Origin of the sequence: Saccharothrix sp. NRRL B-16348 (genome assembly GCF_001280085.1) — a bacterium.
Classification (GTDB): Bacteria; Actinomycetota; Actinomycetes; order Mycobacteriales; family Pseudonocardiaceae; genus Actinosynnema.
Genome location: NZ_LGED01000220.1, coordinates 47,996 through 62,381, shown reverse-complemented (window position 1 = coordinate 62,381; position 14,386 = coordinate 47,996). Strand labels below are relative to the sequence as shown.

At 69.4% G+C, this 14,386-nt stretch carries 14 protein-coding genes; 6 read left to right on the top strand and 8 right to left on the bottom strand.

Going from position 1 to position 14,386, the window contains the following annotated elements:
- Nucleotides 1–29: 29 nt before the first annotated feature.
- Entirely contained in the window at nt 30–812 is a 783-nt protein-coding gene (locus ADK67_RS52845) for a glycosyltransferase (protein WP_269436066.1), read from the top strand.
- Between the two features lie 11 nt (nt 813–823).
- Here the strand turns inward: ADK67_RS52845 and ADK67_RS31125 are convergent, their stop codons facing one another.
- Both ADK67_RS31125 and ADK67_RS31120 read right to left on the bottom strand, forming a co-directional pair.
- On the bottom strand, nt 824–1,807 hold the full coding sequence (locus ADK67_RS31125) for an alpha/beta hydrolase (protein WP_053720118.1): 984 nt from the start codon (nt 1,805–1,807) through the stop codon (nt 824–826).
- Nucleotides 1,808–1,883: 76 nt separating this feature from the next.
- Nucleotides 1,884–2,201, bottom strand: a complete 318-nt coding sequence (locus tag ADK67_RS31120) for a putative quinol monooxygenase (protein WP_053720117.1) — start codon at nt 2,199–2,201, stop codon at nt 1,884–1,886.
- Between the two features lie 140 nt (nt 2,202–2,341).
- Here ADK67_RS31120 and ADK67_RS31115 point away from each other — a divergent pair, with 140 nt between their 5' ends.
- Both ADK67_RS31115 and ADK67_RS31110 read left to right on the top strand, forming a co-directional pair.
- The gene (locus tag ADK67_RS31115) at nt 2,342–3,271 is read left to right on the top strand and encodes an AraC family transcriptional regulator (protein WP_053720116.1); all 930 of its coding nucleotides are present in this window, start codon (nt 2,342–2,344) and stop codon (nt 3,269–3,271) included.
- 135 nt (nt 3,272–3,406) lie between these two features.
- A complete protein-coding gene (locus ADK67_RS31110) occupies nt 3,407–4,156 on the top strand; it encodes an SDR family oxidoreductase (protein ID WP_053720115.1) in 750 nt (249 codons plus the stop codon).
- A 58-nt stretch (nt 4,157–4,214) separates the two neighbouring features.
- Here ADK67_RS31110 and ADK67_RS31105 read toward each other — a convergent pair whose 3' ends face one another.
- The 6 genes from ADK67_RS31105 to ADK67_RS31080 all read right to left on the bottom strand — a co-directional run bounded on the left by ADK67_RS31105 (nt 4,215) and on the right by ADK67_RS31080 (nt 10,034).
- Nucleotides 4,215–4,517 (bottom strand): YciI family protein, encoded by a 303-nt coding sequence (locus ADK67_RS31105; protein ID WP_053720114.1) that lies wholly within the window; start codon nt 4,515–4,517, stop codon nt 4,215–4,217.
- Nucleotides 4,518–4,546: 29 nt separating this feature from the next.
- Nucleotides 4,547–5,848, bottom strand: coding sequence for an MFS transporter (locus ADK67_RS31100; protein WP_063797782.1), 1,302 nt, complete (start codon nt 5,846–5,848; stop codon nt 4,547–4,549).
- Entirely contained in the window at nt 5,841–6,257 is a 417-nt protein-coding gene (locus ADK67_RS31095) for a cupin (protein ID WP_053720112.1), read from the bottom strand. Before ADK67_RS31095 ends, ADK67_RS31100 begins: the two co-directional genes overlap by 8 nt.
- A 4-nt stretch (nt 6,258–6,261) precedes the next feature.
- On the bottom strand, nt 6,262–6,936 hold the full coding sequence (locus ADK67_RS31090; protein WP_053720111.1) for a DUF2848 domain-containing protein: 675 nt from the start codon (nt 6,934–6,936) through the stop codon (nt 6,262–6,264).
- On the bottom strand, nt 6,933–8,273 hold the full coding sequence (locus ADK67_RS31085; RefSeq protein ID WP_053720110.1) for an aminotransferase-like domain-containing protein: 1,341 nt from the start codon (nt 8,271–8,273) through the stop codon (nt 6,933–6,935). Before ADK67_RS31085 ends, ADK67_RS31090 begins: the two co-directional genes overlap by 4 nt.
- Nucleotides 8,274–9,065: 792 nt before the next feature.
- Entirely contained in the window at nt 9,066–10,034 is a 969-nt protein-coding gene (locus ADK67_RS31080; RefSeq protein ID WP_053720109.1) for an XRE family transcriptional regulator, read from the bottom strand.
- 277 nt (nt 10,035–10,311) lie between these two features.
- On the opposite strand from ADK67_RS31080, the gene ADK67_RS31075 reads away from it, so the two are divergent.
- From ADK67_RS31075 to hypF, 3 genes are all read left to right on the top strand, one after another.
- A complete protein-coding gene (locus ADK67_RS31075; protein ID WP_053720108.1) occupies nt 10,312–10,902 on the top strand; it encodes a cysteine hydrolase in 591 nt (196 codons plus the stop codon).
- Between the two features lie 88 nt (nt 10,903–10,990).
- Nucleotides 10,991–12,016 (top strand): hydrogenase expression/formation protein HypE, encoded by a 1,026-nt coding sequence (gene hypE, locus ADK67_RS31070; RefSeq protein WP_053720107.1) that lies wholly within the window; start codon nt 10,991–10,993, stop codon nt 12,014–12,016.
- A gap of 17 nt (nt 12,017–12,033) precedes the next feature.
- The gene (gene hypF, locus ADK67_RS31065; protein WP_082404107.1) at nt 12,034–14,379 is read left to right on the top strand and encodes a carbamoyltransferase HypF; all 2,346 of its coding nucleotides are present in this window, start codon (nt 12,034–12,036) and stop codon (nt 14,377–14,379) included.
- The last annotated feature ends 7 nt before the right edge of the window (nt 14,380–14,386 follow it).

The window sequence follows — 14,386 nt, the reverse complement described above, 5'->3', positions numbered from 1 at the left end:
GGCCGGCCTGAGCGTGCTGGCCGCGGCAGGTGTGCCCACCCTGCACACACTGCACTGGGACCTCACCAAGCACCCCGACTTCTACGCCGCCGTCGACGGCGGACCACGGCTGTTCGTCAACGGCGTCTCCGCCAACCAACTGCGGACCGCGCCGCCCGCGTTGCTCCGGCACAGCCTGGGACACGTGCACCTGGCCACCCCGCTCGCCGAGACCGCTGCCGCCCAAGGAGCGACACGTCGTCGTGCTCGTCCGGGTGACGCGGTGCAAGGGACAGCACGTCGCCGTGCGGGTGACCCGCGAGCTGGGGTGGCCGCTGGTCCTCGCCGGACCGGTCGGCCCGTTCCACCGCGGGGCGGACCTCGAACGGGCACTGGCCGCCGAGCCCACCGTGCGGACCAACCCCGACGTCCGCTATTGGTGCGACGAGATCGCGCCGCACGTCGACGACCGGCAGGTGAGCTGGCTGGGCACGGTGCGCGGACGCCAACGCGAACACCTGCTCGCTACGGCCGCCGCGGCGCTGTTCCCGATCACCTGGGAAGAACCGGGCGGGACCGCCGTCACCGAAGCGCTGGCGCTCGGCTGCCCGGTGGTCGGCTTCCGCCGCGGCTGCCTGCCCGAACTCCTCGACCACGGCCGCACCGGACTGCTCGCCGAACTCGACGACGAGGCCGGCCTGCTCGAACAGCTGCTCGACAGCAAGCAGATCGACCCGGCGGACTGCGTGCGCGAGGCGGTGCGGCGATTCCACCCCGGCCCGGTGGCCGACCGCTACCTGGAGTTGCACCGGCGCGTGCTCGGCCCGGTGTGACCGGTCCGAGATCACAGATCCCCTGGTGCGTCAGGGTTCGTGGACAGGAGGCGGGCGAGCCAGTCGGTGCGGGTTCGGCGAGCTGTGGTCGAGATGCGCGCCTGCGGGTACAGGGCGTCGAAACCGTGGAAGCCGCCTGCCCACACGTGGAGTTCGGCCTGGCCGCCGGCCGCCCAGATGCGGGTGGCGTAGTCGGTGTCCTCGTCGCGGAACACTTCGGCGGAGCCGGTGTCGACGTAGGTGGCGGGCAGGCCCGACAGGTCGTCGGCCAGCGCGGGTGAGACGTAGGCGGGCACCTCGTCGTCGCTGAGGTCACCGAGGACGGCACGCCAGCCGAACGCGTTCATCTCTCCCGTCCAGACGCCGGGCACGTCGGAGTACTGGCGGCTGGAGGTGCTGGTGTTGCGGTGGTCGAGCATGGGGCAGATCAACACCTGCCCGGCGATCGCCGGGGTGCCGAGGTCGCGGGCCAGCAGGGTGAGGCCGGCGGCGAGGCCACCGCCCGCGCTGGCGCCGGCGACGACGATCCGAGCGGGGTCGATCCCCAGTTCGGCGGCGTGGTCGGCGATCCAGAGCAGGCCTTGGTGGCAGTCGTCCACGAGGGTGGAGCCGGTGGCCTCGGGTGCGAGCCGGTACTCCACGGAGACGACGACCGCCCCGAACTCGTCGAGCCACTCCAGCGGGATGTCGATCTGCGAGAAGCGGTCGCCCATGATCATCCCGCCGCCGTGCATCCAGTAGACGCAGGGCGCGGGGGAGGAGGTGCGATCGGTGTGCGCGGGGCTGAAGACCGACAGGCGGATCGGGGCGCCGTCCTTGGCCGGCACGGTGATCTCGCGCCGGTCGACCTGCCGGTGTGCGAGGAGCGACTCGACGGGGGTCGAGGGGTACTGGCGCAGTTGCGCGAGGAGTTCCGGGTCGAGTCGGGACATGAGGGGCATGCCGGTCAGCAGTTCGCGCAGTTCGGGATCCAGGGCGGGGCGTGCCGTGGTCATGTCGTCGCCTTTCGTGGGACGTGTGCCGAGCGGGAAGGGGACCGCATCACCGGGTGTGGGACGCGGCTCTACGGGTTCAGAAGGCGGCTTTGCCGCGGACCGGGACGTGGTCGGTGTACTCGGGCTCCTTGGCCAGCAGTCCGTCGATCCGGGCGACGATGGCCTGGGCGGCCTCGCCGGCGAACGTCCGGTGGTGGTCCTCCTCGCTCGTCCAGCCCTCGATGACGTGGACGACGTCGGGGTCGGACGCGGAGCGGGAGACCAGATAGACGACGCAGTGCTCGCTCGCGCCGGGGCTCCCCTCGTCCAGGCCCGTCAGCAGGAGTTCGACCAGCCGGTCGCCCAAGCCGGGCGCGGCGGTCAGGGTGGCGCTGAAGCCGTAGGTGGCGATCATGGTTTTCTCTTCTCGGTGGGAAGTGGAATGATCCCATTCAACCGAGATGACCTGCGAAAACGTAGAACGATCCTCGCCCGGACTGACACGATCCTCTCGATCTCGGGGTTGTGGTGCGGGGAGAGTGCTGCAATGGGCGCATGAGCCTCGAGGAACTACGCACCCTGCTGGCCCGGCATGTCCGCGCCGACTGGACCACCGCCATCGACGGCGTCCTCATCTCGAAGGTCGACCGGGCGGATCCGCCGTCGCCCTCCATGTCCGGCACGGTCCTCGCGGTCATCGCCCAGGGCGCCAAGCGCCTCGCCCTGGGCGACCGGATCTACGAGTACGGCCCCGGGCAGTACCTGGTCGCCTCCGTCGACCTGCCCGTCACCGGCCAGTTCACCCGGGCGGACCCCGAGCAGCCCGCACTCGGCTTCGGTCTCGTGCTGGAACCTTCCGCCGTCGCCGAACTGCTGCTGCAGTCCGGTCCCGGGGACGTCCCCCGCGCCGGCGAAGGCATTCCGTCGGGGATCGCCGTCAGCGACGCTCCCGCCGCGCTGCTCGACGCGGTGGTCCGGTTGCTGCGGCTGCTCGACGAGCCCCGCGACCGGGCCGTGCTGGCGCCGCTGGTCAAGCGCGAGATCCTGTGGCGCCTGATCACCGGTGAGCAGGGGGCGACGGTTCGCCAGATCGGCTTGGCCGACAGCGGCCTCAGCCACATCTCGCGGGCCGTGCGCTGGATCCGCGAGCACTACGCGCAGCCCTTCCTGGTCGAGGACGTGGCGCGCATGTCGGGCATGAGCGTTTCCGCCTTCTACCGCAACTTCCAGGCCGTGACGGCGATGAGCCCCATCCAGTTCCAGAAGCAGATCCGGCTGCAGGAGGCCCGGCTGCTGCTCGCCACCCACCCCGGCGACGTCACCGGGGTCGGCCAGCGCGTCGGCTACGACAACGCGTCGCAGTTCAGCCGGGAGTACCGCCGCCGGTTCGGCGCGCCTCCGAGCGTGGACGCGGCCCGCCTGCGGGACGCCGGGCGCACTCCGGCGAGCGCTCTGCCCGACCTCGGCCGAACCGGAGCTCCGTAGAGGATCGTGTCAGAGGAAGGGAGGATGGTTCTATCGTTTCCGCAGGTCAGGGCGATTGAATGGAATCACCGCAACTCCTGCTGGGCAGCAATGCCTGTCCATTCGGGGATTCCACGACATCACCAGGAGCACATCGTGAAGACGGTCCTGATCACCGGCACCTCCTCCGGGTACGGGCGGGAAACCGCACTCCACTTCCACGCCCAGGGCTGGAACGTCATCGCCACCATGCGCACCCCGCGCCCGGACGTCCTTCCCGAGTCGGACCGGCTTCGCGTCCTCCAGCTCGACGTGGCCGAGCCCGAGAGCATCACCGCCGCGTTCGAGGCGGCGGGACCTGTCGACGTCCTGGTCAACAACGCCGGCGTCCCGTCGATCGGCGTGTTCGAGGGCACCCCGATGGCCCGTGTGCGGGAGGTGTTCGAGATCAACACGTTCGGCGTGATGGCGACGACCCAGGCCGTGCTGCCCGGGTTCCGCGAGCGCGGCTCGGGCGTCGTGGTCAACGTGACTTCCAGCGTGGTACTGGGCCACATGCCGCTCTCGGCCGTCTACAAGGCGAGCAAGATGGCCATCGAAGGGTTCACCGCGTCGCTCGCGCTCGAACTCGCGCCTTTCGGTGTGCAGGCGAAGACGGTCGAGCCCGGCGCCTGCCTGACGACGAACTTCGCGGCCAGGGCAACGAACGGCACCCCGATGGACGACCTGATCCCGGCGCCCTACGCACCGTGGGCGAAGAAGGCCATGGACGCCTTCATGAGCCAGGACCTGTCCACCCGGGAGAGCGACGTCGCCGAGACGGTGTGGCGAGCTGTGCACGACACGACCGGCCAACTCCGCTTCCCGGCCGGCGCCGACGCCGTCTGGCTCGCCCAGGCGAAGTGATCGAGCAGGTAGGGGCGGGGATTCGTGGTGGAGGCGGAAGGCGGTGGTGCCGTCCGCGTCATCGGTCCGGAAAGCCTGCCCGTTGAGGCCAGCGGTTCTCGAACAGGTGGATGGTGGTCGTCGAGTAGACGCCCGCCCCGGTGTACGGCTCCCCGGCGAGCCAGGCTTCGGCGTCCTCCCGCGTCGGGAAGTCCAGCACCAGCAGGCTGCCCTGGACCGTCTGACCGTCGTCGGCCAGCAGGGGACCGGCGAAGGCGATGCGATCGGCAACACCGCCGAGGTACTCGCGGTGCACCGGGCGCAGCTCGGTGCGCAAGTCGCCGGCGCCGTCCCGGTCCCAGTTGATGAACGCGAACAACATGGGGCGCTCTCCAATCGTGCGCCGGGCTCTCACACCCGGACAGGCGGACCTGCGGGCTCTTTCCACTGGTTCCTGGCGTGCGTTTCCCGCAGGAACGCGATGGCGGCGAAACCGAGCGCCGTGACCACGAAGAGCACCACCATCGCGGTCCGGTACGCCGAGACCACGTCACCACCCGCCGCTGTGGCGGAGTCCAGGATCCACCCGATCACCGGCTGCATGACGCCGGCGCCCAGGAAGCAGCCGACGTTCACCACGCTCGTGGCGATGCCGGAGAACCTGGGGTTGTTGACCTCCTTGGCCACCGACCACGTGAGCGTGTAGCTGGGGATCGCGAAGCCCATCACGAAGAACAGGGCGAGCGTCGCGGCCATCGGCAGGCGCACTTCGATGGCGAGCGGGACCCATGTGAGCAGATACGCACCGCCGAAGGCCAGCATCACCTTCTTGCGGTTACCGAAGCGGTCCGAGACCCTCCCGACGCACAGGGCGCCCAGCGCGACGCCCAGCAGCAGGAGCGTGACGTGGTTCGAGGCCACGACCCGGCTGTAGGAGTAGACGTCCATGAGGTACGGAACGGCCCACAGCCCGCTGAAGCAGAAGAAGGTCCCGCAGATGCCGAAGTTGATCCAGAAGCCGGGCCACGTCTGCCGGTTCCGCACCACGTCCTTCAGCCCGTCCACCCAACCGGAGTGGGGCTGGGCGCCCACGATGGCGGGGGCGAAGTCGGGCGGAAGGGCGAAACCCGCGTCTTCCGGGCGGTTCCGCACGGTCGCCCAAGTGAGTGCGATGAGGACGGCCGAGACCGCACCGAGCCAGGCGAAGACCGCGCGCCACCCCAGCGTCTCGACGACCCAGGCGAGCGGGCTGGCACCGAAGACCGCGCCGAAGTTGCCGATCATGATGGTGAGACCGGCTATCGAGGCGAACCGCCGTTCCGGGAACCAGGCGGCGTTCAGCTTCAGGAACGCGATGAACGCCACGGACGTGCCCAGGCCGATGGCCAACCGGCCGATCGCGGCGACCTCCCAATCGGAGGCCGTCGCGAACACGACGCACCCGACGCCGGTGACACCCGCGCCGAAGCTGAGGATCGTCCGCGGCCCCAGCGTGTCCGTGAGGACCCCGGTCGGAACCTGCATCAGGCTGTGCACGTAGAAGTACACCGCGGCCAGCGACCCCAGCGTCGTGCCGTTGATCGCGAACGCCGTCGTGAGGTCCGAGCTGATGGCGGCGGGCGCCAGGCGGTGGAAGTACGAGAGGAGGTAGCTGACGGCCACGACGCAGAAGATCGTCCACTGGGCCGACGCCAGCCGCGCGGTTCTACTCATGCCGCGTCCCGTGGCCGTCGCCGAGCGCGCCCCAGGGCTCGTAGTAGTGCAGCTCGATCAGCAAGCACCCGTGGTTCGACTTGAACGGTCCGTGGTGCGCCGCCGGAGGGCGGCAGGCGTAGGTGTTCGGCCCGAACTCCTGTCCGCCTTCACCGTTCGCGTCGCACCCGACGGTCAGGTCTCCCGAGACCAGGTAGATCTCCTCCCAGTAGTCGTGCACGAAGGGGCGCGTCGTGACCGTGCCCGGGGCGAACCGGAGGAGGCGGGTCCGGAACCCGCGCTTGCCGTCCTCGTCGAGCGTCCCGGACAGGATCTTCTGCTGGATCCCGTCGGGATAGCCGGGAGGTGTTTCCCAGTCGCCTTCGAGGTCGACCGCGTAGAACTCGTTGTGCTCTTTCCCCATGAACATGGCGTCACCCGATCCCACTTGGTGGAAGCTGCCGAACCCGGTACGAATGCGCTATCCGGACGTCGCGCACGGGGTCCTCCAGTTCGAACCCGAACTGCCGCGCGGGCACGCTCTCCCCGATCACCGGCAAGGTCCCGCAGAACATCACCGTGCCGTCCGGCAGCAGCGCTCGGCGCCCCTTCGTGAACCGATCGATCAGATCAGCGGGGCGTTGGATCTCCGCCACGCACCCCTGTTGGTACAGCACGCGCCTGCCGTCGACGTAGATGTACGAGCGCAGCACCAGCTCGTCCCAGTGGCCGATCGACTCCAACGGCCAGAGCACGGGTGCCACCGGCTTGGGGCACATCTGCTTGGCGGTGGCGATGTCGTGGGCTTCGACGCCCCGATCGGTGTGGTCCGAGCCCACGCCGACGAAGAGTGCGCCGCCGACGGCGACGAGCACGAATTCCACCTCGCCACTGCTGCGCGACCCGATGACGTCTACCTCCGGGGCTGTGGTCAGCAAGCCCCGACCCAGTTCGTAGAAGCACGGTGTGCGCCGAGGTGGTTCGACGCCGAGCTGTCGCAACTCCTCGACGTGGCGCCGCACCGCGGCGGCATCACGACCGGTCCACCCGGCCACCACGAGCGAGAGGACCGCGTTCTCGCGCAGGAGGTCTTCGAAGAAGAGCGTCATGTCCTGCTCACCGCGCCGGATCGCGTCCCCGCCATGCCGGGGTGATCGCCGAGGACCCGTGACCGCACGAACAGCGCCAGGCGACGAACCCCCTCCCTGATCTGCTCGGGGTCCAGCGAGCTGAAGGCGAGCCGGATCTCGCTCTCACCGCCCGGACCCAGGTAGAAATCGCGCATCGGGATCCAGATGACGCCGTGCTCGGCGGCGGACTCGTTCAGTGCGTCGTGGTCGACTTCGAACGGCACGCGGAGCGTGGCGAAGAACCCGCCGTCCGGAGTGGACCAGTCGACGCCGTCCGTCCACGTCTCACCGCGCGGGAAGCAGTGGTCGAACGACGCCAGCAGGACATCCCGGTTCCGCCGGTAGAACTCGACCTTCGGCTGGACCGCCGCCCGCAGCGAGCACCCGTGCTCCAGCAGGTAGCCACCCACGATCGCCTGGCAGATGGGCGAGGTGTTGTTGGTGAACATGCTCTTCGCCTTCGACAGCTCGTCCGCGAGCGGATACGGGCCGTCGGCCGACTGCATGGCCTGGTCGGCCACGAGGTAGCCGATCCGGAGTCCCGGGAACAGGGTCTTCGAGAAGGTCCCGCTGTAGATGACCCGGCGGTTCTCGTCCAGGCTCTTCAACGACGGCAGTTCGGTCTGGTCGAACGAGAAGTACCGGTAAGTCGAGTCCTCCACGATCAACAGGTCGTGGTCTTCGGCGATCCGGAGGAGCTCCTGTCGCGTCGACAAGGACATCCGCCGGCCGGTCGGGTTGGAGAAGTCCGGGTTGCAGTACAGCAGGCGCGGCCTGCGACCCCGGTCGGAGAGGCTCGTCAACCGACTCCGGATCAGCCGCGGAGTCATCGACCGCCCGTCGAGCACGAGCCCTTCGAGGTGCGTGCCGAGAAGTTTCGCGATCCCGGCGAATCCCACGTAGCCCGGTTCACCGGCCAGCGCGACGTCCTCGACCCGGCCGCAGAGGACCGTGACGCACAACGCCATGGCTTCCTGGGCGCCCGACGTGATGACGATGCTGTCGGGATCGACCTCGATACCCTCGTCGTTGCGCAGCATTTCCGCGACGAGTTCGTGGATCAGCCCTTTCGTCCGCCCGTACTGGCCGAGTTGGTTCATCAGGTCGGCGGCTCTCCGGTTCGTGGCGGCCGCCTCGCGGTCGACGTAACTCCTGACCAGGGCCAGGGAGGCCTCGACGTCGTGCAGGCCGTCGAAGGGCCGTCCGGCTCCGAACGACAACGCCCTCGGGTACCGCAGGGTGACCTCGTTGAGGAGGTTCATGCTGGCCAGGACCGGATCGGTGATGGCCGGGTTGATATCGCTGGTGGCAAGCATCTTCGTGTCCTTGTGCTCGTGCGGCCGCGGCTGTTGTGCGCGAGGTCCGAATTCGGACACCAGGGCGTTTACGTCCCGGTGGTGCGGTGATGTCCGAGAGTCAGATGAGCGTCGACTCCGCGACGACGGAATGAAGCCCCCGTCGCGGAGTTCGACGATGCCTTGCGGGACAACAGCAAGAAACGCGGCTGAGCCGTCGCACACACGAGGTGCTTGATGAAGTGCACGTCACGATTGTTTCCCCCATGCTCCGAGCGTCGTTCACCACGATTACCGTGATGTCGTCCGTTCGGAAGCGTCACTATCGACCGCCGGCCGCCGTGGCGACCAAGCGGTTGTGCGCCCCCCAAGGGTTCGGGACGTCCCAGGCCCGGCGTGACCCCTCAAGCACCGAGCCGCGGCCACCGTGTTCGGCGCCGCGGGCGTCTTACCCGACTCCCTACCCCAGGGCCGAATGTAGCAACGATGCCTTGATCCTTGTGTCCACGAACTAGACATTAGCCCATTCGGAGTAATGGGCCTCCCGGTCGACAGCGGCGCCGGGCGTCGCTGTGGCAGGGAAAGTCGGTCGACGTGGCGCGACACGCGGGTCGTGTGCGGGCGGGGTCGACCTCCACCATGACTCCGCCGCCGTCCTCCAGGACGAACCGGACCATCTCCCGCAGGCGTCGTGCCTCACTGTCCACAAGGGACGTCGAGCTGCGTTCGGGTCGTTCAGGCTCGCCCGGACCTCGTCCAGGTCGGCCGGCAGGGCGTCCAGCCTCGCCGGGCGACGCCGAGAAATCCGCCCGGTCACGGGGGTGCGGTCGGTTCGATCAGGAACTCCTGGTCGGAGGCGGTGGAGCAGGGGGACTGGACGATTTCGGCGCCGGCGGAGGTGGCGCGGTCGCGCAGGCCGAGGCACGAGCCGGTGACGACGGGGTGGATGCGGACGTGCGCCACGGACGGTGGGCCGGTCGGCTCGATCCGAAACCGCTGGGCAGGGTCGTCGTCGGTGCAGTCGCCCGGTTCGAGGAAGTCGTGGTCCGGCCGGTCGGACAGGACCGCGAGGCATCGGATGCCGTGGCTTGGGTGGTGCCACTGGATCTGCACGACGTTCGCGCCGAGCGGCTCGATGAACACGTGCGGGAGGGTCGTGTCCGCGCAGGACTGTTGGACGGCGATGGGGGTGGCGTGGCGGCCGGTCCGGCCCTCGGTGAGGCACAGTTCGGGCGTCCGCGCGGGGTGGATACGTGCCCAGCTGCCCACCGGGCGGATGGTCAGTCCCGCCAGCGTCAACGCCGCCGGCGAGGCCGGTGCGGACCGGTCGAACACGGCGTCGACGGCCAGCGTGCCGACGATGCCGATGAACGTGGCCGCGACGAGGCTCGCCACCCGACGCCATCGCGGGGCACGCGACCGGACCGGTGTGCCGGTGGCCGGGGCCGGCTCGTCGTCGTCCTCATCGGTCGCCCGGACGGCGATGCGGCGGCGGGTCTTGAGCCACAGCAGCACTTCGTCGTCGCCGAGGCCGCAGGCGCGGGTGAAGGTGTCGACGAAGTGTTCCCTGGGCAACGTGGCGCGGCCGAGTGTGGTCGCGATCGTGCTGGGCGGCAGCCGGGCCCGGTGCGCCGCCGTCTTCCCCTCCAGCTGTCGGTAGGTCAGCCCGGACCACATCCGCAACGCGCGCAGTGCCGCGGTGAATTCGGCTGCGGTGGTGGCCTCGGTCGGCTGAGGTGCTGCCGACGACGACTCTGCTGAGCCGCCCCCTCCGTGGCTCATGGCTCCAGCATGGTGGTCCAGTCCACCTGGGGCGACCGCCGATCCAGCGGGCGGTGTTGGGCTGTTCGGGTGTGTTCGTGAACGGACTGGGCTACGTTCCGAACAGGTCCGAACGGCGGTTACGCCCCGGTGAACGGATCCGAACAGCGCTTTGTCTTGTTCACCCGCTCCGAGCGGCCTTACTCTCGACGAGTTTCTGCCGACCGGTTCGCGAGGTGCCATTCCGCGGACTGCGCGTCATTGCGCCATCGGCTTTTCGTCTATACAAGGAGCACTCATGGGCAAGATCGCCGTCCTCACCAATGACCTCCAGGGCGATGTGGTTTACCTGACCCCCGAACGGACCGCGGTGATCGCCGACGCGCAGCCCCACTACACCGCTTTCCTGGACGAGATGCGGCGCCGCGGCCACACCGTCTACCACCTGCAGTTGATCAACCTGCCCGACGACCCCAACGCGAACCGCAAAGCCGACGGAACCCTTCCGCTCCAGCGCGGCACCGAGGGCGCGGAAATCCTGCCCGCCTTCCTCGCGGACGGTGACGTGGTCGTGGAGAAGAACAAGGACAGCGGCTTCTACGAGACCGAGATGCACGACCTGCTCCAGGCCGCCGGCGTCGACACCGTCGTGGTCACCGGCCTGCAGACCCAGATCTGCGTGCAGACGACCGCCGCCGACGCGTTCTTCCGCGGCTACAACGTGTGGGTGCCGTCCGACTGCGTCGTCTCCGACAACCCGGCGGACCGGGACCGCTCGCTCACCTGGCTCAGCGGGTACTGCGCCACGGTCGCCGACTCGTCGGAGATCCTGGAAACCCTTGACACCAAGGGTGAACTTCCCCGCAGGGTCGTCAAGACCCTGCCATGACCACCGGGCGTCCGATCCCGATCACCACGATCCCGCCGATTCCACGAACGGTCATTTCGCGCGCGCACCCAGAAAGGGAGGACGCTCAATGGCAAGCTCGGTCACCGACCCTGATGAGGTCGTTCTCGACCACGGCAGCGGGGCCAAGCTCAGCCATGAGCTGGTCTCCCTCATCGTCGACACGCTCGGCGACGTCTACATCGGCGAAATGGAGGACAGCGCCATGTTGTCCATTCCCGCCGGGCGGATCGCGATGACCACCGACTCGTTCGTGGTCGACCCGCCGTTCTTCGGCAACGGCGACATCGGCAAGATCGCGGTCTGCGGCACGGTCAACGACCTCGCGGTGGTCGGCGCGCGCCCGCTCTACCTCACCCTCGGGATGATCCTCGAGACCGGGCTCCCGATCTCCCGCCTGCTCCAGGTGGTCACCTCGATCCGGGAGATGGCCCTCGAAGCGGGCGTCCAGATCGTCTGCGGCGACACCAAGGTGGTCCGCAAGGGCGAGGTCGACCAGATCTACCTCAACACGGCCGGTATCGGCGTCTTCGAACGCGCGCCGCTGCGGATGCGCGACGTCCGACCCGGTGATCGGGTGATCCTCAGCGGATCGATCGGCAACCACACCGTGCACCTGCTGTCGATCCGGGAGGGCCTCGGTTTCGAGCAACGCGTGCTCAGCGACTGCGCGCCGCTGAACGGGCTCCTGGACGAGCTGTTGGCGTCGACGGGCGAGGGCGCGGTGCACTCGGTCCGCGATGTCACCCGAGGCGGTCTGGCCGCCGTCCTCCACGAGTACGCGCAGGCGTCCGGGCTCACGATCAGGGTCGACCAGGACCGGCTGCCCATCCAGTTCGAGACCGTGATGGCCACGGACATGCTGGGTATCAACGCGATCCATGCCGCCAACGAGGGCTGCCTGTGCCTGTTCGTCGCCCCCGAAGCCGAGCAGGAGGTGCTGGCGGCGCTCCGCTCGCACCGGTACGGCCGCGAGGCGGTCGCGATCGGCGAGGTGACCGCGGACGCGGAGCCGGTGGTCCTGATGCGCGACGGCGACGGGCGTGACTCCGTGATCGAGGAGCTCCAGGGCTCCGAGCTGCCGCGCCTGTGCTGAGCGCGAGAGGTGACGAGGTGCCGAACAGCGATTCGGGAATCCGGCGGCGCATCCGCGTGGTGGGCGTGGTCCAGGGCGTGGGGTACCGGCCGTTCGTCTACAAGTTGGCGTTGCGGCACGACCTGACCGGCTGGGTGCTCAACGACCCGGAGGGCGTGCTGGTCGAGGTCGCCGGTCGACCCGAGGAGGTGCGCCGCTTCACCGAGAGCCTGAGCACGCACGCGCCACCGCAGGCCCGGGTCACGGCCGTGCGGGTGGAGGAACTGCCCGCCGCCGCGGCGGAGCCGGGAGGGTTCACCATCCGGGAGAGCCTGCACAGCGGACTGCGCACCACGGTCGTCCCGGCCGACTCGTACGTGTGCGCCGACTGCCTCGCCGAGCTGCGCGACCCGACCGACCGCCGGTACCGCTACCCGTTCATCAACTGCACCAACTGCGGCCCGCGCTACTCCATCATCCGGGAACTGCCCTACGACCGGGCCGCGACCACCATGGCCGTCTTCACGATGTGCCAACCGTGCGCCGTCGAGTACGGCGACCCGCTGGACCGCCGCTACCACGCCCAGCCCAACGCGTGCACCGACTGCGGCCCCCGGCTGCTGTTGGCCGGCTCCGACGGCGCGACGGCCGAAGGGGAGGAGGCGCTCGCCGCGGCCACGGCCGCGCTCACCGAGGGCAGGATCGTCGCGGTCAAGAGCGTCGGCGGGTTCCACCTCGCCGTGGACGCCCGCAACGCCGAGGCCGTCGCACGGCTGCGGACCCGCAAGCGGCGCGATTCCAAGCCGTTCGCGGTGATGGCCCGCGACCTGGACACGGTCACCGGTTTCGCCGAGGTCCGTCCCGCCGAGGCGGACCTGCTGCTCTCCCCGGCTCGCCCGATCGTGTTGCTGCGCAAGCGGTCCGACGGCCTGTCGGAGCAGATCGCGCCACGCAACCCCAACCTCGGCGTGATGCTGCCGTCCGCGCCGCTGCACCACCTCCTGGTCGATCACGCCGGGTTGGACGCGTTGGTCATGACCAGCGGGAACATCTCCGGCTATCCGATCGTGCACCGCAACGAGGACGCGTTGGCGCAGCTGCACCAGGTCGCCGACCTGATCCTCTACCACGACCGCGACATCGAGGTCCGGGTCGACGACTCGATCGTCCGCTACTCCGAGCACCCCGAACTCGGCGAGCCGGTGGTCAGCTTCATCCGCCGGTCCCGCGGCTACGCGCCGTACCCCGTGGAAGTCGGCACCGACCTGGCGCCGCTGGTGGCGTACGGCGCCGAGCTGAAGACCACGGTGGCGTTGAGCAGCGGCTCCCGGGTCTACGTCAGCCAGCACATCGGCGACATCAAGAACGACGAGACGTTCGTGGCGCACCGAGCGGCCGTCCAACACCTCGCCGAGCTGCACGAGCTCCGGCCGCGGCACGCCGCCGTGGACCTGCACCCGCAGTTCCGCGCGACGCGCTTCGCGTTCGAGGAGCAGGGCAACGCCTTCGAGCACGTCGTCCAGATCCAGCACCACCACGCGCACATGGCGTCCTGCATGGCCGACAACCGGCTGGACGGCCGGACGATCGGTGTCGTCTTCGACGGCGCCGGGTACGGCCTGGACGGCACCACCTGGGGCGGCGAATTCCTGCTGGGCGACTACCGCGACGCCCGTCGCGTCGCGCACCTGCGGACCGTGCCGCTGCTGGGCGGTGACAAGGCGGTCACCGAGCCGATCAGGACCGGTTTCGCCCTGGCCCTGGACGCGCTCGCGGACACGTCCGCCGCGCTCGCCGCTTTCCCGGTCCTGGCACGCCTGGACGAACAACAGCGGCACGTCTTCGCCACCATGGCGCGGCGCGGGATCAACTCGCCACCCGCCTCCAGCATGGGCCGGCTGTTCGACGGTGTCGCCGCCTTGCTGGCCATCACCACGCACGCCGAGTACGAAGCGCACGGTCCCATCGAGCTGGAAGGCCTGCTCGAACGCGACTTCACCATGGCGGAACCCGACCGGCGATACCGCTTCGGCCTGCTGGAGCACGACGGCGTCACGGAGATCGACCCCCGTCCGCTGGTCCGCGCGCTGGCCGCCGACCTGGCAGCCGGCCTCGACACCGCCGTGATGAGCCGTCGTTTCCACTCGGCCGTGGTCGACGTCGTCGTGGAGCGGTGTCGGGCGTTGCGGGTGGCGGGCACCGGGCAGGTGGTGCTGTCCGGCGGCGTCTTCCTGAACGAGTTCCTGTTGGTCAACTGCCTGGTGGAGCTGCGCGCGGCGGGCTTCGACGCGTACTGCCACCGGCAGGTGCCGACCAACGACGGTGGCATTTCGCTCGGCCAGATCGTGGTGGCCGACGCCAGGCTGGCGGGCGGTGAGCGGTGACCGCGTC